The sequence below is a fragment of the Lachnoanaerobaculum sp. Marseille-Q4761 genome (assembly GCF_017565785.1).
In the GTDB taxonomy this organism is placed as follows: domain Bacteria; phylum Bacillota; class Clostridia; order Lachnospirales; family Lachnospiraceae; genus Lachnoanaerobaculum.
In genome coordinates this window covers 785,069-804,278 of sequence record NZ_JAGEKB010000002.1, presented here as the reverse complement: position 1 = coordinate 804,278, position 19,210 = coordinate 785,069, and the positions used below count along the sequence as shown (strand labels likewise).

19 protein-coding genes are annotated in these 19,210 nt (G+C 34.1%); 17 read left to right on the top strand and 2 right to left on the bottom strand.

The window, feature by feature from the left end; genetic code table 11:
- The first annotated feature begins 134 nt into the window (after positions 1 to 134).
- From J4O15_RS11100 to J4O15_RS11060, 9 genes are all read left to right on the top strand, one after another.
- Positions 135 to 746, top strand: coding sequence for a TetR/AcrR family transcriptional regulator (locus J4O15_RS11100; RefSeq protein ID WP_208100792.1), 612 nt, complete (start codon positions 135 to 137; stop codon positions 744 to 746).
- Positions 727 to 1,668 carry an ABC transporter ATP-binding protein gene (locus J4O15_RS11095; RefSeq protein ID WP_208100791.1) on the top strand — a complete coding sequence of 314 codons (942 nt, stop codon included), beginning with the start codon at positions 727 to 729 and terminating at the stop codon, positions 1,666 to 1,668. The genes J4O15_RS11100 and J4O15_RS11095 overlap by 20 nt, the downstream gene beginning before the upstream one ends.
- Position 1,669: 1 nt before the next feature.
- Positions 1,670 to 2,452 (top strand): ABC transporter permease, encoded by a 783-nt coding sequence (locus tag J4O15_RS11090; RefSeq protein WP_243762038.1) that lies wholly within the window; start codon positions 1,670 to 1,672, stop codon positions 2,450 to 2,452.
- A 642-nt stretch (positions 2,453 to 3,094) separates the two neighbouring features.
- Positions 3,095 to 4,105 (top strand): LacI family DNA-binding transcriptional regulator, encoded by a 1,011-nt coding sequence (locus J4O15_RS11085; protein ID WP_208100789.1) that lies wholly within the window; start codon positions 3,095 to 3,097, stop codon positions 4,103 to 4,105.
- Positions 4,105 to 5,436: an MATE family efflux transporter gene (locus J4O15_RS11080; protein ID WP_208100788.1), complete on the top strand. Its 1,332-nt coding sequence runs from the start codon at positions 4,105 to 4,107 to the stop codon at positions 5,434 to 5,436. The genes J4O15_RS11085 and J4O15_RS11080 overlap by 1 nt, the downstream gene beginning before the upstream one ends.
- Positions 5,437 to 6,449: 1,013 nt before the next feature.
- A complete protein-coding gene (locus J4O15_RS11075) occupies positions 6,450 to 6,653 on the top strand; it encodes an ATP-binding cassette domain-containing protein (protein WP_243762037.1) in 204 nt (67 codons plus the stop codon).
- Between the two features lie 65 nt (positions 6,654 to 6,718).
- Positions 6,719 to 8,296 carry an IS1182 family transposase gene (locus J4O15_RS11070; protein ID WP_208099497.1) on the top strand — a complete coding sequence of 526 codons (1,578 nt, stop codon included), beginning with the start codon at positions 6,719 to 6,721 and terminating at the stop codon, positions 8,294 to 8,296.
- A gap of 77 nt (positions 8,297 to 8,373) precedes the next feature.
- Entirely contained in the window at positions 8,374 to 8,949 is a 576-nt protein-coding gene (locus tag J4O15_RS11065; protein ID WP_330638784.1) for an ABC transporter ATP-binding protein, read from the top strand.
- Between the two features lie 6 nt (positions 8,950 to 8,955).
- Positions 8,956 to 10,848 carry a hypothetical protein gene (locus J4O15_RS11060; RefSeq protein ID WP_208100787.1) on the top strand — a complete coding sequence of 631 codons (1,893 nt, stop codon included), beginning with the start codon at positions 8,956 to 8,958 and terminating at the stop codon, positions 10,846 to 10,848.
- Between the two features lie 156 nt (positions 10,849 to 11,004).
- On the opposite strand, the gene J4O15_RS11055 is transcribed toward J4O15_RS11060, so the two are convergent.
- Together J4O15_RS11055 and J4O15_RS11050 are read right to left on the bottom strand one after the other, a co-directional pair.
- The gene (locus tag J4O15_RS11055) at positions 11,005 to 11,793 is read right to left on the bottom strand and encodes a ZIP family metal transporter (RefSeq protein WP_208100786.1); all 789 of its coding nucleotides are present in this window, start codon (positions 11,791 to 11,793) and stop codon (positions 11,005 to 11,007) included.
- A gap of 177 nt (positions 11,794 to 11,970) precedes the next feature.
- A complete protein-coding gene (locus J4O15_RS11050) occupies positions 11,971 to 12,699 on the bottom strand; it encodes a GNAT family N-acetyltransferase (RefSeq protein ID WP_208100785.1) in 729 nt (242 codons plus the stop codon).
- Positions 12,700 to 12,793: 94 nt separating this feature from the next.
- On the opposite strand from J4O15_RS11050, the gene pyrF reads away from it, so the two are divergent.
- From pyrF to J4O15_RS11010, 8 genes are read left to right on the top strand one after another with little or no spacing between them, the layout of a single operon-like run.
- Positions 12,794 to 13,702, top strand: coding sequence for an orotidine-5'-phosphate decarboxylase (pyrF, locus tag J4O15_RS11045; RefSeq protein ID WP_208100784.1), 909 nt, complete (start codon positions 12,794 to 12,796; stop codon positions 13,700 to 13,702).
- A gap of 10 nt (positions 13,703 to 13,712) precedes the next feature.
- Positions 13,713 to 14,477, top strand: a complete 765-nt coding sequence (locus J4O15_RS11040) for a dihydroorotate dehydrogenase electron transfer subunit (RefSeq protein WP_208100783.1) — start codon at positions 13,713 to 13,715, stop codon at positions 14,475 to 14,477.
- On the top strand, positions 14,474 to 15,379 hold the full coding sequence (locus J4O15_RS11035) for a dihydroorotate dehydrogenase (RefSeq protein ID WP_208100782.1): 906 nt from the start codon (positions 14,474 to 14,476) through the stop codon (positions 15,377 to 15,379). The genes J4O15_RS11040 and J4O15_RS11035 overlap by 4 nt, the downstream gene beginning before the upstream one ends.
- Before the next feature lie 20 nt (positions 15,380 to 15,399).
- Positions 15,400 to 16,071, top strand: coding sequence for an orotate phosphoribosyltransferase (pyrE, locus tag J4O15_RS11030; RefSeq protein WP_208100781.1), 672 nt, complete (start codon positions 15,400 to 15,402; stop codon positions 16,069 to 16,071).
- Between the two features lie 21 nt (positions 16,072 to 16,092).
- On the top strand, positions 16,093 to 16,242 hold the full coding sequence (locus J4O15_RS11025; protein WP_009220141.1) for a hypothetical protein: 150 nt from the start codon (positions 16,093 to 16,095) through the stop codon (positions 16,240 to 16,242).
- Position 16,243: 1 nt separating this feature from the next.
- On the top strand, positions 16,244 to 16,696 hold the full coding sequence (locus tag J4O15_RS11020) for a VanZ family protein (protein ID WP_208100780.1): 453 nt from the start codon (positions 16,244 to 16,246) through the stop codon (positions 16,694 to 16,696).
- The gene (locus J4O15_RS11015) at positions 16,693 to 17,118 is read left to right on the top strand and encodes a hypothetical protein (RefSeq protein ID WP_009220143.1); all 426 of its coding nucleotides are present in this window, start codon (positions 16,693 to 16,695) and stop codon (positions 17,116 to 17,118) included. The genes J4O15_RS11020 and J4O15_RS11015 overlap by 4 nt, the downstream gene beginning before the upstream one ends.
- Positions 17,082 to 19,139, top strand: coding sequence for an aminopeptidase (locus J4O15_RS11010; protein ID WP_208100779.1), 2,058 nt, complete (start codon positions 17,082 to 17,084; stop codon positions 19,137 to 19,139). The genes J4O15_RS11015 and J4O15_RS11010 overlap by 37 nt, the downstream gene beginning before the upstream one ends.
- The last annotated feature ends 71 nt before the right edge of the window (positions 19,140 to 19,210 follow it).

The window sequence follows — 19,210 nt, the reverse complement described above, 5'->3', positions numbered from 1 at the left end:
AAGTGAATAGTATTTGAATTTGAAGACTTATAACTTTTACAAAGAGGGTATAAGTCTTTTTGACTTTTTTCATTTTATATGATATGCTATGACTATAGATATAAAAATAGTCATAGATAATTTAGGAGGAAGTTATGGCTACCGCTTTTACTGATAAAGAAAAAGAAGTGATTAGAAAGAAATTACAAAAAGCTGCAAAGGAATGCCTTCAAAGATATGGGGTTAGGAAAACAACAGTTGACAAAATGGTGGAAATGGTTGATATTTCCAAGGGTTCTTTTTATAATTTTTATTCCTCAAAAGAAATGTTGTTTTTTACAGTCTTAGAAGAATATCAAATAGATATAATGAATCGTTTGGCAGAGAAATTAGAACAGGAAAATCAAATAAATGCAAATCAGTTTGTACATTTACTATATAATTTTTATCAGGATTTTCGCTATTCGTTTGTCTTTACCATATTTAGAAATCACGAAATGGAATTACTCATAAGAAAATTACCGAAAGAAGTGATAACAACTCATCAACTCTTAGATGATAGAATGGCTGAAAAAATTGTGTCCCGAATCAATATTAGAGAAAGCGTATCGGTAGAAATTGTCTCCGCTTTATTCAGAACGATTGCTATGAGCATATTACATATTGAAGAAATCGGCGAAAAACAATTTGATGCGGTATTAAAATTACTAATACAAGGAATTGTTGGACAAATTATTGAGGAGGATAATGGTGAAAGAGGCAATTAAAACAGTAAATCTTTCTAAAAAATATGGAAAAACTCTTGTTGTTAATGACTTGAATCTATCAATAAGCTCCGGTGAAATAGTAGGTTTTTTAGGGCTAAACGGCGCAGGAAAAACGACGACTATGAGAATGCTGTTAGGATTGATAAAACCCACATCAGGAGAATGTTATATCCAAGGAAATAAGATAGACCAATATAATGTAGAGGTTCTAAATGAAATAGGTTATATTATTGAAACTCCCTATTCTTATCCGGATTTAACCGTGCAAGAAAATTTGGAAATTGTCAGTACGCTAAGAGGGATTAGAAATAAAGATGTTATTGATTGGGTAACTGAAAAGCTGAAACTGGATCAATATAAAGATAAACAAGTAAAACATCTTTCTTTAGGAAATATTGCTCGCTTAGGGATTGCAAAAGCAATTATTCATAAACCTGAAATCTTAATACTTGATGAGCCGACAAATGGACTGGATCCTTTTGGAGTCATTGAAGTGAGAGAGCTGTTAAAAGAATTAGCAAATAATCTTGGTACAACTGTTCTTATTTCAAGCCATAAGCTGGAAGAGATATCTAAAGTTGCAACAAGAATAGTAATTATACATGAGGGTAGACTCATAAGAGAAGTTGAAAGTAAAGAGTTGGATCTGTATTTAGAAAAAAGGTTGTTGGTAAGCGGTCGTAACAACAAGGCTATGAAAGAAGTATTATCTGCTAAGGGTTATCAAGTGAATTTCAAATCAGATTTAGAAAATAATTCCTGTTACTTAGAACTGATTGATACAAAGTCCGTGGAATCTTCGGAAGAGATTGCCACATTGCTGGTTAATGCAGGTTATCCACCCAAAATGCTGACTGTTGAAAAAGAAGATTTAGAGAATTATTTTCTTAGAGTACTTAATGACTGTAATAGAGGAGCATAGAATGAAAATGAATAAGATCCTTTCTTGTATTTTAATTGAATGGAGAAAGCTGATAAAATCAAAACTTTCGATAATAACTGCCTGTACTATCTGTTTCGTTCCTTTTATTGTCGGGATATTTGCAGCTATGATGAAATATCCGGAGTCTTTTAAAAATCTCGGTTTGATTTCTGCAAAAATGGAGATGATTAGAATAACGGATTGGTCATCATATCTTATGTCCTTATCACAAGTAATTTCTATTGGAGGTTTACTTATTTTTGGATTTACAACATCTTGGGTTTTTGGTAGAGAATACTCTGATAAAACTATGATAGACTTATTAGTGGTTCCGATAAAAAGAGAGACGATTGTATTATCCAAGTTTATAGTTATCGCTTTATGGAGTTATTTTATATCAATTATTGCACTTATATTAGGATTGTTAGCCGGGAAATTGATTGGACTTTCAGGTTGGAATTCAATAACCGTTTTCAAAGGCATATTTACTTTTGCTTATTGTACAACATTCACTATCTTACTATCTACTCCGGTTGGTTTTTTTGCTTGCTTAGGTCGTGGATATTTATCGCCATTGGCATTTATCATTTTCACAGTTCTTTTCTCTCAGCTTGGTTCAGCTCTTAATTTGGGTGAATATATTCCATGGTCTATTCCTTCACTCGCAAGTGGTATTACGGGAAAAGTGATTTTTAATTTAGGGGGTATAATTAGTTTGTTTGTGGTTAGTATTTCGGGATTTATTTTAACAATAGCTTGGTGGAGATATGCAGACTACAATTAGTATGGAGGAACTAAAAAAGATTTGGCAGAAATAATAAAAAAGTTGTGTGAGTTGGGACAAGTAAACCTGACAGATGGAAGAGCGTGCATAGATTATTTCCATATGTATGTAGCAATTCCGCCCAAAAGAGTGTGTCAGACTTTATGTTATATTTAAAAGCAAAAGTGCATAATGCTGTTTGATATATACTTGGAGTATAGGAATAAATGGGGAGAAAGTAATTTTTGGCAAGAGGATATTATGTTTAAATAGTATTTATACTTTGAAGGGGCTATAAAAACACAGTAAAGTTTTTATAGCCTATTTTTATTTATATAAGTTTAATAAAAGTTGAAATCTAAAATGTAATAAAAATTTCTATCAATATACTAAAAATTTGAAAAAATAAGATATAAATTTTGTGATGGGTTATGCGTTTAATCGTTGTGAAAGCTGAATCCCTATTGTACAATGGATTTGCTGAAAGGGGAATATATCCTTTTAGGCGATGTAGAAGTGATGCACCGGTGTAATGTATCATTGATATTTAATTAATATCAGAAATGGTAGAGCAAATCTCTTTATTATACAATATATTAGAAAAGTAGTAATAAGGTTAATATCAAAAATACACCGGATAATAATGGGAAGAGAAGGGATTATATGGCACAAAGCAGAGTTAGGATTGTTGATGTTGCAGATGCGCTGGGGCTTAGTACAGCAACAGTTTCAAATGTGATTCATGGTAAAACCCGGAAAATTTCGGATGAAACGGTAAAAAGGGTTCAACAGGAGCTTGAAAAAACCGGATATATTCCTAATATGGCAGGAATCTTGCTTGCAAGAAATAATTCAAGAATTATCGGAGTGGTAGTGAATGATCATCCCAAATATGAGGGCAGAGTTTTAGAGGACGGATTTGTAATGTCGTCATTGAATGCACTTTCTCACGAGGTAAATAAAAAAGGATATTTCCTTATGATAAAAACAACGACAGATATCAATGAAGTAATAGTGTTTGCTTCAATGTGGAATATGGACGGGCTGATTCTGATGGGATTTTGTGAAGAGAATTATGAAAGACTGCGAAATCAGATGAGGATATCTTTTGTTGTATATGACGGCTATTTTGATAAATGCTCAAAATTTGTTAATCTTGTGATTGATCATTATGATGGAGGTTATAAGGCAGGGGAATATTTTAAGAAGCTTGGACATAAAAAAGCATTATGTATCTCAGATAATTATATATGTATGGACAAGGAGCGTATTGATGGATTTTGCAAAGCCTTTGAACCCGGGGAAACTGTAATCTGGAAAATACCTAATACAAAGAAAGAAAGAGTACAATTTTACAAGGATAAGTTTTTGGAACTTTCAAAGCTTAATATTACCGGAGTTTTTGCAGTATCCGATTATTATGCACTGGACTTTATGCAATTTTCACAGGCAGAAGGTATTCAGATTCCGAAAGATTTGCAAATAATCGGGATGGATGACAGTATGGCAAGCAGGGAAAGCATTCCGGCATTGACTACAATTCATCAGGACGCATATTTAAGGGCAAAGGCTGCAATCAAATGTATTGAAGATATGCGTGACGGGAAGGAATATGATACAAGAATAGTTCTTCCGGTAAAACTTATAAAAAGAGAAAGTACAAGGGAATTATAATGTCAGAGTTTAGTAAATCATTATGTAAAATAGCTGTTCCTGTTACATTGCAGAGCATGTTGCAGGCATCATTTTCAATTATTGACCAGATAATGATCGGTCAGCTGGGGGAAATAAATATATCGGCAGTTGGACTGTATGGTAATTTTTCTTTGATTTTTCATGTGGTAACAGGTACGGTGGGAACTGTTGCAGGAATATTAACAGCACAGTTTATCGGAGCAAAGGATATGAAAGAAGCATGGAGCAGCTTTGATATAAGCATGGTTTTTGCAGTGATAATATCTGCATTATTTTTGTTTGCATCAGGAGTTTTTCCGACACATATTATTGGACTGTATACAAAGGATGCAGGTATTATAAATATGGGTGCCGTGTATTTTCGCATTGTAGCATTTTCATATATTCCGATGGCAATCAGTATCATTTTATCCACATGGCTGCGCTGCAAGGAGCATGCTGTCATACCGTTTTTAGCAAGCCTGTTAGCTGTAGGTATAAATACAGGACTTAATTATATACTTATATTTGGGAAAGCCGGATTTTCACCTATGGGAATAAAAGGTGCCGCAATTGCAACCCTTGTTTCTCAGTTATTTAATCTCATATTTATTTTTATCGGATTTATTCTTTGCATCAAAAAAGATGGGGATAAGCCGATATTGTCATTACATTTTAAAAGGATCAGTATACCGGATTATTTTATAATGGTTATACCTATTCTTGTAAGTGAGTTTCTCTGGAGTTTGGGACAGAATGTGGAAACCGGGGTGTATGGGCATCTTGATACGGCAAATCTTACGGCATATATGCTTACGGCTCCGATTCAGGGATTGGTTATGGGTGCTTTAAGTGGTTTGTCAGCTGCAGCAGGCGTTATGGTCGGAAAGAGACTTGGAAAGAAAGAGTATGAGGAGGCATATAGGGAATCAGGGAAAATTATGATTGCGGGGTTAATAGGCGCAGTCTTTATATCATCAATTCTTATATTGTTGGCAGGAGTCTATACAGGATTTTATCAGGTGGATTATAATGTAAAAGAGCTTGGGAAAATCCTTCTTGTAATATTTGCCATATATGCTCCGGTAAAGGTTGAAAATATGATTCTTGGAGGAGGTATTATAAGAAGTGGAGGAAATACAAAAATTATAATGATTATTGACATTATAGGAACATGGTGTATAGGAATTCCTCTTTGTATGCTTGCAGCATATGTGTTTAAATGGGGAATTGTAGGTGTATATACATTGCTTACTACAGAAGAGATATTCAGACTTGTTGTATCACTTGTTATTTTTAAGAAACGCACATGGATGATAAGTTTATCATAGAGATACCTATTCTATACGATTGATGAGTTTAGTAAATATGAACTGTGTTAAGAAGTGATAAAATCCCATTTTTGAAAGTTATAGAATAAAAAATTTAAAGCTACTACTAATATGACTTGAAGTATTTTATTACTTTGTAATGATATATCTTTTTGTATTATTGTTTTAAGTATGTATACAATGCTTTGCACAAGGTTGGAATATAAAGGAAGATAGTAAAAATTTAAGAAAGCTTAGAATATATTAGAATATGACCGGAATAGAATGTAAAGTCTGATATGATATGTTTAAATGAGATAAAGGAATAAATTTGAATATATCCGGAATAGATTGTACTTACCATATTGCTTTTATACCAAAGTACGAAGAATGGGTATATATGGAGAAAAAAATATTTAGTAGAAATAATTAAAATTTGTGCAATATGAAATAAGTGAGGTTAATAGATGGAAGAGTATACATAGATTACATTCTTATGTATACAGAAATCCATCTTTTGGCGGAACCTGAGAGGTTAAGACTTACCACCATTTGGAATGGGGGTAAGTCTTATTCTTTTCTATTACACTTATTTTCACCTGAAATACATTTAATTACAACTAGCCATACATTTCATTACACTTTACGTTTAGTAGAAATGTTTTTTTGTATAATTGAATTGGTAATATTGCATATCTCCATATTTTTAATAAGGAGGTAGTGCTGATATTAAGAATTATATTGAATGTATTTATATTATTATTTATAGGTGCTTGTTTTAATATGGTAGGAGAGTGTATAGTATTTGTAATTTGCTATCAAATCAATTATAATTAGTGTGAGAAATTATATATAGGTGATTGACGCTGGAGTAAAAAATGAAAAATGAGAAGAAATATTAAAAATTATTGATGAAATAAACAAAGATAGTACGGTTGTAATAATAACTCATGACAGGGATATTGCCGAACAACTCAGTCAAGGCATTTTGATTGAGCTAAATAAAAGAGCATCTTTTGAGGAGGGTATAGAATATGAATAAAATAGAAATTTTAAATTTGAAAAAATCTGTAAAAACAGAGAAAACCACAAAAGATATTCTTTGTAATCTTACATTAACCATTCCTAAGGGAGAAGTTTTTTGCATAATGGGCTCATCAGGAAGTGGAAAAAGTACATTGCTTAGGATATTGGGTGGTATGGATAGTATAAGTGAAGGCGAAGGGGCTGTGAAATAAGTCCCTAAAAGAAATAGGACCATTCGTTCATGCGAAAGGTCCTATTTTTGTGGTAAAATTAACTTATGACAAAAACTTTACACAACAATTATTGTAATACAAAACAAGGATATTTACCACTGTTTCTTTCAGATTGTTTGAATCTGCTGGATCCTGTTTTAACATTTGACAGATTGATGGGAGGAATCGATTTAAACAAGTATCTGACGGATATTCCGGAGTACACAACCGGACGATTCAGATATAATCCGGTCAACATGTTAAAAACAGTACTTTTCGGATTTATGACTAGCGGTTACTGCTCTCTGAGAGAACTGGAAGACAACTGTAAAGTTAATATCAGGTTCATGTATCTCATGGATCACCAGACTCCGTCATACAGAACCTTTGGATATTTCATCAATGAAATACTTCAAGATAAGATTGAAAACATTTTTAATGACATCAATCATGCTATCTTTAACGAAGAGCATGTGGATCTGCAACATATCTACATCGACGGCTCCAAGTTTGAAGCAAACGCAAACAAGTATACCTGGGTATGGAAGAAGGCTACCGAAAAGTTCCGTTACAAGCTTTACGAAAAAATCACCGCGGAGATTGGGGAAATTAATGCAGAAATCGCATGGAGCGGGGTGCAGATCACAACAAACACAGAGTATGTACCGGATTATCTGAATGAAATCGTTGAGCAGTTGGTACTTTTGTGGGAACTGGATACAAGTACATTTGTTTACGGAAGTGGAAAGCGTAAATCCAAAGAACAGCGTCATTATGAACACTTGACTACTTTCTGTCAGAAACTTCAAGAATACATACAAAGAATAGAAATCTGTGGTCCTAACCGAAACAGTTACTCTAAAACAGATAACTCAGCCACCTTTATGCGTATCAAAACGGATTACATGGGCAATGATCAACTTCTGCCGGCATATAATGTACAGATTGGTGTAGCAGATGAATATATTGCAGTTGTTGACGTGAATCAGTATCGTTCGGATATGGATTGTTTTGTTCCTTTGATGGAGCACTTCAAACAAACTTATGGATTCTATCCCAAGTATCCTGTTGCAGATGCCGGATATGGCTCATACAACAATTATATTTTCTGTGAACAGAACGGAATTGAAAAGTATATGAAATTTCCAATGTTTAAAAAGGAAACTAAGGATAAGAAATATCATGAAGATCCTTTTCGTGCAGTTAACTTCAGAATTGATGAGCAAGGATTCATGAGATGCCCTAATGATAAATCATTCCATTTTTTATACAGAAAAAATGTGAGAGGAAATCAGTACGGACGCAAAGAAGAATTGTATGAATGCGAAGACTGTAGTGGATGTCCATATGCAAAGAAATGTAAGAAGACAGATAAGAATCGAACCGTTCGGATCAATCAGGAACTAACTTCTATGCATCAGGAAGTAATCGAAAACCTAGAAAGTATCCATGGTGCGTTATTACGAATGAACCGTTCGATACAAGCAGAAGGCACTTTCGGAATTATGAAAAATGACCGTTGGTACAAGAGAATTGTCCGAAGAGGTATTCATTCAGTCAAACTGGAAGTTTTACTCGTGGCGATAGGCCATAATTTATATAAATATCAGAAAAAAAAGATGAGAAACAGAACTGCCGCATAGATTCAAAAAAAGAATTTCTATGGGGTAGGGGAAGTGCGTCTTTTTTGCGTATGATTTCAGTCATTTATAAACAATAAGTGCAAAAAGGGAGCTGTGAAAAAACTCAATCGAGTTTTTTCACAGCCCCCTCTTTTGATGAGTCGGATTATGAAAGACATCGTAAAGATGACATAGGGTATATTTTTCAAGATTTTAATTTACTTGATGGTCTTACAATCAAAGAGAACATAATTTTACCATTGACATTACAAAATTGCGAACCGGAGATAATAGAAGCAAAATATAAAAATCTTTTAGATTTTTTAGATATAAAAGATTTTGAAAATAGTAAACCCGATAAAGTATCCGGTGGAGAACAACAAAGAGCGGCAATTGGGCGTGCATTAATAAAATCGCCAAAAGTGATTTTGGCTGATGAGCCGACCGGCAGTTTGGATAGCGGGAATATGAAATCATTTATAGAATTAGTGAAAGCTGTAAATCAAAGATTCAATACGACAGTGGTCATTGTGACTCATGATACTTTTGTGGCAAGTAACTGTGATACAGTGGCATTTATTGAAGACGGATGTATTGGAGAGATTATACATAAGTCTGATTTTCAAGAGGATTTCCATGATAAAATTATAAAAATATTTACACAAGTGAGGTAATTAGGTATGGGAATTGATTTAAATAAAATAGTCAGTTTTCGTAAATACTACAGCTCTTTTATGTTGTTCGGAATATTGATTGCCGTATTTCAAATGTTTATACAGTTTAATTTTAATGCCGATGCAATAAAAATCATGAGTGAGGTAGACTATACAATACCTGTATGGTTTACATCTTTAAATATTATCATGATATTATTTTTGTTTGTTTATCAGCATTATATTAGCCTGTATATTTTTGATGAGCAAGTAAAAAAGATTGGTATTTTATTTGGAATTGGAGTTAATAAGGGGTATCTTTGTAAATATCTATATAAAAAGTGGTGTTATTTTTTTCTGATTTCAGTGATTGGTGGGATTTCGCTTGGAACTACCCTTTATGTTTTGATATTTCAGGTACTAAAAATAGGAGATTTTATTTCGGTAAAGGACATATCTGTTGTTGGGGGTTCAACAACTTTTGCAGTAGTTTTGATAACTTATATTGTAAATATTATTTATAGGATAAGATTTATAAAAAAATCTGAAATCAAGGAACTGCTTACCTATGAAAGAAAAGTAAAAAAAGTTAAATATCCCAAGATATACACTGCATTGGGTGTGGTATCTCTTTTAGTCGGAATATATTTTTTAAAGATTTACCAAGTGACATCCTATGGAGTTCTCATAGCACTTATACCTATACTCTGTTTTACTTTAGCCGCATACTTTCTGATAATGACTTTTTCGGATTGGTATGAGGGGCTTCTTTCCTTGTCTTTGAAGAAATACTTAAAAAGACTTTTCTTTATTTCAAGACTGAGGATTGAGTATAAAGATTATGCCAAGTTACTTGTTTTATGTGCAGCAAGTATTATTTTTGGCTTGTATATTTTATTTATGAATATTACTATGTCAATAACACCGACAGAAAATTATGATGTAGAAAATCCATATGATTTTATTGCTGTTATAGATGGAATCAATGATGAGAAATTGAATGATATTCAAAAATTTGAGCTCGAATTTACTGAGCAAATCGAAAGTTCTCAAATGCTTTATATTCAAGAGGCAAAAATAAAATGGGATAATGATGATTACAACTATTCTATAAATATAATGTCGGAAAAAAATTACAGTGATCTAACAGGTAAGTCTTTGGGGATTTCAGGAGATGAAACTATAGTGTTGACACAGATGAGTGAAGACAACTATTCGATGAGTATTTCAGAAGAAAATGGAGTGAGATGGGGATTTCAACCACTCGGATATACCGAGGTGAAGATAAATGAACAAATCTATAATTTTAAGATTGTCGGGGAAATATGGGAAGAAGTGTATAACATAGAAAGGCAAGATAAAAGGACATACATCATTCCGGATAAATATTATGAAAGCCTATTTGTAGATGGGAAAAAACAGAGTGTGCAGTATTTTGTCAAAGTTAAGGAAGAATTTAGAGAAACTCATATGGACACAATGTTTTCAAATCTCAAGAAAATTGCTGATAATGTAACAGCAAAATCAGATGTATTGAATTTCAAAAAAGAAAATAGATATGCAGTATCGGTATTGTTGTTTGTTCCGATAGTTTTGATTTTTATTGCACTTTCAGGACTGACCTCTTTAAGATTGGATCAAAATTTTAGAAAGAACAAAATTAAATATAAGCGATTACTATACTTGGGATATACAAATATACAGGTATTGTCTGAGTTAAAAAAGGGAATATTCATGTTATTTTTTATTCCCTTTATATTGGGAACGATTTTGTCGGTTATATATACGATATTTTCTATAAATCAAATAAATACAAATTTACTTGTAGTTATATGTATAGCTACATTGATATTCTCTTGTATAGAGATTATTTTCTACAAATTAGCCATAAAGTTGATGATAAAGAACATTGCTTTATAATTCCTTTATGTAGTACACATTTATTTGAGATATATACGGTTCAGTAGTAAAGTGAAATTTTGGTGAGATAAGATGTTTAAGATAGAATATAGAGAAAGTCTGATTGCAAATAATAATACATAGAATAAACCACCGGTTTAGCCGGTGGTTTATTATTTAACTCAGAGCTACATCCAGAGCCATCATCACTGTAAAGCCGAAGGCAAACAGTATAACTCCTATATTTGAATGTTCTCCCTCACTCATTTCAGGGATTAGTTCCTCTACTACAACATATATCATAGCACCTGCCGCAAAGCTTAGAAGATAGGGCATAACGGGGATAAAAATCTTTGATGCACCAAGCATTATAAAGGCCGCGACAGGTTCAACAGCACCGGAGAGTACACCGTAGAATAATGCTTTCATCTTGCTATTCCCCTCAGCATGAAGCGGCATAGAGATAATTGCCCCCTCCGGGAAGTTTTGAATGGCAATACCAAGAGAGAGAGCAATAGCTGCTCCTGCGGATATGCCGATATTGCCGTTTAAGAATCCGGCATATACTATTCCAACTGCCATTCCTTCGGGGATATTATGAAGTGTAACTGCAAGCACCATCATAGTAGTTCTTGCAAGCTTGCTTTTTCTGCCCTCTGCTTTGCTAGCATACATATGCAAATGAGGAATAATATGGTCAAGGCTGAGTAAAAATAAAGTTCCTAACCAAAAGCCGATAAAAGCGGGAAGAAAGCTCAGTCTCTCGGCACCGGACTTCTCCATCTGTTTAATAGCCGGTATTATAAGACTCCATACGGATGCTGCCACCATAACACCTGCCGCAAAGCCGGTTAAAGCTCTTTGTACAGTTCTGCTGAGTCCTTTATTCATAAAAAATACACATGCCGCACCCAAAGAGGTACCGGCAAACGGGATAAGAATCCCCTGTATTGCTTCATATAACATAAGTAAATCTCCCCTATATCAATAATATACAATTGAATATCACACAATTAAATATAAAGCTATCATAACATTTAATATTACAGTTAGCAATACATGGTATATAAATACTTAAATTTAATATTTTTTATAAGCAACAGTTTATGTACTGTGTATCTAAAAAAACTACCTGAACTGTAATTATTTATAATAGCTTATCTCATTTACAATTCTAAATCCAAGCTCTGCATAAATCTTATATGCGGGGGTATTTTCAAGAAGAAGCTGCAAATGTATCTTTGATTTGCCAAGAGCTTTTAAAAAATCAAGTATTGCCTTCATTGAAAGTTTGCCAAGCCCTCTGTTTCGATATTCTTCATAGATAATAAAGTTATGAAAATATATATCATCTGCATCATTACTGAATTTATCAAAGCAGAATGAGCCTATTTCATCTTCCTTATAGTATATATAAAAAATATCATCCTCTTTTAAAATTTCGATATAAGGGTGTTTTTCCGATTTATATGTATACAGGTCAAGTACCATCATAGTTTCTGTACAATCATAGATAAGAGAAAGTTTTTTTGCTGTTTCTACCGCCGGAGGATACTTTCTGTCACAAAGAAATGAGATTTCAATATCGGATGGCAAATCGTCATGGATATAGCTTAAAAGCGACTTGAAATAACCTTTTTTCCTATAGTCAATATCAGTATAGGCTATTGCCTCATAAATATCCGAATCTATTTCAAACAATGCCAAAACCGACATCAGTTTTTCATTGTCATAGCATAAATAATATATGCAACACTCATCTTCAAAATCAAAATAAAGGGGGAGGGCTCTTTCTTTATTTTGTTTTTCTACTATAAAATTTATTTGATTTATTATATCTTGTGAGGGGATACTAACTTTTATTATATTCATTATAATCTCCGATTCTGCATTTATTGAAATAATGCCGGTATATGTGTTATACTTTTAAAAACATAATTATGCCCAAATGGTAATAGGAGAAAATATGATTGCAAAACTTATTGAAAAAATCAAGCAAACAAATGCCCCTATATGTGTAGGATTGGATCCGCTTATTTCACATATACCTGATTATATATTAGAAGAAAAAATAAAGAAATACGGAAAAACAACAAAAGCCATAGGAGAGGCTTTCTATGATTTTAACAAAGAGATAATTGATAAGACCTATGATTTGATACCGGCTGTAAAGCCTCAGATAGCTATGTATGAGGAGTTTGGTATAGAGGGAATGATATCTTACCAAAAAACCGTGGAATACGCCAAGGAAAAAGGACTTTTGGTAATAGGTGACGCAAAAAGAGGAGATATAGGCTCCACATCCCTTTCCTATGCAAAGGCACATATAGGTGTAAGCGAAATATTGGGAGAAAAGGTTATAGGCTTTGATACGGATTTTGTAACGGTAAACCCATATCTCGGTACAGATGGTTTAAAACCTTTTATAGATGTATGTAACAGTGAGAACAAGGGCATATTTGTACTTGTAAAGACGTCAAACCCTTCAAGCGGAGAGTTTCAAGATCAGCTTATAGACGGCACACCTTTATACGAACTTGTAGCTAAAAAGACCTGTGAGTGGGGTGCAATGAGTATGGATGGGAATTATTCAAATGTAGGTGCTGTAGTAGGTGCGACCTATCCGAAAATGAGTGCCATACTTAGAGAAAAAATGCCGAATACATTCTTTTTGGTACCGGGATACGGTGCTCAGGGAGGAACAGCCGAGGATTTAAAGCCTTGCTTTAATACAGACGGTCTGGGTGCTATAGTAAACTCTTCCAGAGGAATAATAGCGGCATATAAGCAGGATAAGTATGCTTCACTTGAGTTTGGAGAGGCTTCAAGAGCTGCGGTAAAAGATATGATAACAGATATAAACAGGGTTTTATAAAGAGAGAAAAATGACGAAGATAATGGACAATGGGAAGGTGCTTTCCCAGGACAGGCTAAGCAAAGATATTTATTCAATCCGGATAAAGACAGATATGGCAAAGGATGCAAGGGCGGGACAATTTGTAAATGTATATACATCAAATCCTTCAAAGCTTTTGCCAAGACCGATAAGTATATGTGAGATAGGCGGGGATTCTATCAGACTTGTATACAGGGTTACGGGAGAGGACACGGGAACAAAGGAGTTTTCAGGTTTAAAAGCAGGTGATGATATAAAGCTTCTTGGAACTCTGGGAAACGGATTTCCCATTGATTCAAAATCTACCATTCTTATAGGTGGAGGTATAGGAATACCGCCTATGCTTGAAACAGCAAAGCAAATAGAGGGTGAAAGAATAATTGTTCTGGGATTTAGAGACAGTGATACCTTCCTTGTGGATGAAATTGAAAGCTATGGAAAGGTTTATATTGCTACAGAGGATGGAAGTATCGGTACAAAGGGCAATGTTTTGGACGCTATAAGGGAGAACAATATCAGTGCAAAGCGAATACTTGCCTGCGGACCTACACCTATGTTAAGAGCGATAAAAAAATATGCCGTGGAAAATAATATAGAATGTTTCCTGTCATTGGAAGAAAAGATGGCATGCGGAATAGGTGCCTGCCTAGCCTGCACCTGTAAATCAAGTGATGTGGACAGCCATTCCAAGGTGAAAAATAAAAGGATTTGCAGTGAAGGACCTGTATTTAATGCCCTAGAGGTGGAACTATGATAAATACAAAAGTAAAAATAGCAGGTGTGGAGTTTAAAAACCCTGTTACAGTTGCCAGTGGAACCTTTGGGCATGGAGAGGAATTTGCGGAACTTGTGGATATAAACAGACTTGGAGCGGTTACTACAAAGGGAGTTGCCAATATTCCATGGGAGGGAAATCCTACGCCTAGAATTGCTGAAACTTATGGCGGTATGTTAAATGCTATCGGTCTTCAAAATCCCGGAGTTGATACTTTTATTGAAAGAGATTTAAAATTTCTAAAAGAAAAGGATACAAAAATAATAGTAAATGTATGCGGCAGAAGTATCTCAGATTATGTAGAGACAGTTGAAAGACTTTCCGATGAAGATGTGGATATGTTTGAAATAAATATATCCTGTCCGAATGTTTCACATGGAGGTATTGCTTTCGGTACAAATGTTGACAGTGTAAAAGAGATTACAAGTCAGATAAAGGCTCATTCAAAAAAGCCTATTATTATGAAACTCTCTCCAAATGTTACAGATATTACCGAGATTGCAAAGGGAGCGGAGGCTGCCGGAGCGGATGCGCTTTCTCTTATAAATACTATTACAGGCATGAAGATTGATATAAATAAAAGATGCTTTGCGATAGCCAATAAAACAGGTGGAATGTCAGGTCCTGCTATAAAGCCCATTGCACTTAGAATGGTATATCAGGTCGCAAATGCCGTGAAGCTTCCGATAATAGGAATGGGAGGCATATCCACACCTGAGGATGCTATAGAGTTTTTACTTGCCGGTGCAACTATGGTAAGCGTCGGAACAGCTAATTTTATAAATCCCAATGCAAGTATTTGGGTAGCTGAGGGAATTGAAAAGTATCTTGATAATAACGGTTTTAAAGATGTAAATGAGATTATAGGACTGGTAAAATAGTACGGATGAATGGAGATTGTATGGAGAACTACAAAAAAGAATTTATTGATTTTATGATAGAATGTGAAGTACTTAAATTCGGAGATTTTGTAACAAAGAGCGGAAGAAAGACACCGTTTTTTGTAAATACGGGATTTTATAGAAGCGGCTCTCAGCTTAGTAAGCTTGGAAAATACTATGCCAAGGCTATAAGAGGCGCTTTCGGAGATAAGTTTGATATACTTTTCGGACCGGCATACAAGGGTATTCCACTCAGTGTGGCAACTTCAATGGCACTTAGTGAGGATGGTGTAGATGTAAAATATTGTTCAAACAGAAAAGAAGTAAAGGACCACGGTGATACAGGAATTTTGCTCGGCTCACCTATAAAGGATGGAGATAAGATAGTAATAATAGAGGATGTGACCACAGCAGGAACATCTATAGAGGAGACTTTGCCGATTATAAAAGCGCAGGGAAATGTAGATGTACTCGGGCTTGTGGTAAGTGTTGACAGATGTGAGAGAGGTCAGGGAGAGAAGTCTGCACTTGTAGAGATAAGTGAGAAATATGGAATAAAGACCACCGCAATTGTTACTATGAATGAGGTGGTTGATTATCTGTATAATAAAGAGATAGACAGCAAGATAATAATTGATGATAAATTAAAGGTTGCTATTGATGATTATTATAAGATTTATGGAGTAAAATAGGCTAAATCAACAGGAGGAAAGATGGAAAAGACATATAAACTGATGAAGACATCAGGTGGTGCAGGTATTGCAATCGGGATAATAATGATTGTTGTAGGTGTAACTACCGGCATTATTTCCATTATAAATGGCGCAAGATTGCTTATCGGAAAAAACAATATAGAGTTTTGATATGAATAAACTTGGAACTAAGTTTAGATTCATAGGTATAATTTTATTTATAATATATCTTTTGATTTTATGCTATCTGCTGTTTTTTGCCGAGGCTTTCGGCAGAGGAATGGCGGTGGAAGTACATGGATACAATACCATACCTTTTGTTGAGATTAAAAGATATATCAATAATTTTGATAGACTTGGTATGATAACGGTTTTAAATCTGGGTGGCAATATACTTGCTTTTATGCCCTTCGGATTTTTCAGACCGATAATTGGCAGAAGAAAAAATAGTTTTTTCAGAACTTTATTTCAGGGCTGTTTGTTTTCATGCATGGTGGAGGTAATACAGCTTTTGACAAATGTAGGAAGTTTTGATGTGGATGATATTATACTAAATACATTCGGAGTTTTTCTCGGTTATATTATTTTTATTCTGTGTAAATCTATCATATGGAGACAGGAATGATTTTTTTTAAGAAGAAGAGACTAGGAATACCATATAGAAGAGAAGAGAATATTTTAGATTCGGATATATTCTTACCGGCAGAGGACAGAGCAAAGTTTGCGACCAGCAGAGAAGATATGGTCGATTATATGAGGAGACCTTTTGCAAGGGATGCTAAGTTTGCACTGCTTTTGGATATAATTTCCGTGGTTCTTTTGGTTATTGCAGTAAGAAGAGTAATAGAGAATCAAGGGGCGCCGAGTACTCAAATATCGGCTTTTGCACTATGCTCATTTCTCTTTGCTGCTACGGGCTTTTGCTATTCAATAAAATCTTTTAAACAGGGAACTGCCAGAAAATCTCTTTCGGTGGTTACAACAATACTTGGAGGAATTTTGTTTTTACTATGGTTTATGATATTTATTCTTGGAATAAAGAGCTGATAGTGGAGAGAATAAATCTGGCAATGGATAGAATATCTCAAATTAAAACGGAAAGAGATATTAGATTTAAGGATTTTTTCTCGGCTCTGTCAGACTTTTTGGAGAAAGTAAATGATTTCAGATTAAAAAAGGAAGAAGGGGATTTTTATAATCAAAGCTTTGAAGAGCTGGCGGCTTTTCAGGATAAGCTGTACTATGATCTAAAGGAAGAAAATTATAAAAATTCAGTGTATGATCCTGATTTTTTGGAGAAAATATGTGAAAAGGAATTTATTTCACCTTTTTTAAGCCTTTCATTTGAAATCAGAGCAGCCCTTATAACTGTATTTGAGGGTGATTTGGAGGGATTTGTAAATATTCTTGAGCTGTTTTTACAGGTGTACGGAATATGCCTTGAAGGCGGGGATGCAAAGGAAGTTACAGATGCAGTATACTGGTATGCATCAGATTATCTGGATATTACTGCAAGAAAAAAGATTATAGAAAGTTTTACTCCCTCTAACAGATTTTTTTATAATATAATAATGAATGATGATTTATCTGATCTAAGATATCTTTTTAAATTCGGAGAATATATCGGCTCAAATGAGATAAAAACAGCAGAATACTTAAATTCGCTCGATAAGGAAACTGTCAGACTATGTGCAAAGACTTTTGTGGATGGATATAGGGATGGTTTTTTTGCAATGCAAAAGGATATATCAAAAAGGAGTATTGTATCCTTGATATATCATATAGGGTTTGAGAGAATAGTTAAGGAAGCGATTATTTTATTTGAAGATATGGGCTTTGAGGTTATACTTGACAGAAAAGCATACAGACTTGCTGATATATCACCTGTCAGAAACAGGGGAATTTGCAGTGACGGTGTAAACAGACAGTTTATCTATGATCATAAATATGATATGAATATCTTTACAAAAAAAGCATATCTGGACAGGAAGTTTGAAATCGGTAAGCAGACTTTTGAAGAAATCAAAGATAATATGGCAAAATATGGAGGTCCGGCTCTTATGGAATCCTTTGGAGAAACTGAGTTTCTACCTCTAAAAAAGCCTTCTGCCAATGCTTTTGCAGAAAAGCAAAACAGTCTGATGAATAATTACAGAAATGAAATGATGCTTTTACAGGACGAGTATATTGATACTTCAGGTACTGCATTTTGTATCATAGCATGGCCGCTTCCAAGCATTGCAAAGGATGAAAGTATTTATCCCGATATTTTTGACGATATAATAAAAATAAATACATTGGATGCTGATAAATACAGGAAAGCACAGCAAAAAATTATAGATGCACTTGATAGGGCAAGTACAGTAAGAATAATTGGTGGAAAGGGAAATAAAACAGACCTTACCATAAAGCTTCATGAAATTAAGAATCCTGAAAAAGAAACTAATTTTGAAAACTGCGTGGCAGATGTAAATATTCCTGTGGGTGAAGTATTTACATCACCGGTACTTAAAGGAACTGAGGGTGAACTCTTTGTAAAGGATGTTTTTTTAGCAGGCTATAGTTTAAAAAATCTCTCAATTTCAGTAAAGGATGGAATGATAGAGGATTATACTTGCGAGAATTTTGACAATAGGGATGACAATAGAAGACTTGTAGAGGATTCGATTTTAAAGGGACATAAATCTTTGCCGATGGGAGAATTTGCAATAGGTACTAATGTGATTGCTTACAATGTGGCAAAGAAGTATAATATTTTTGAGAAGATGCCTATTTTGATAGCTGAAAAGATGGGACCGCATTTTGCTTTCGGCGATACCTGCTATTCTCATGACGAGGAGAGTGTTACATATAATCCTGACGGCAAGGCTATCATTGCAAGAGATAATGAATGTTCTATAAAAAGGAAAACCGATATTAAAAAGGCATATTTTAATTGTCATACAGATATTACAATACCATTGGTTGAGCTTGGCGATATTTATACCAATGAGCCTGACGGAACAAATACATATATTATAAAGGATGGAAAATTTGTACTTGAGGGAAGCGAAGTACTAAATGAATAAGTTTATTTAATAAAGCAACAAATGTTGCAATATTTCCTGATTGGCTTAAAATAAATATATAAATATTATAT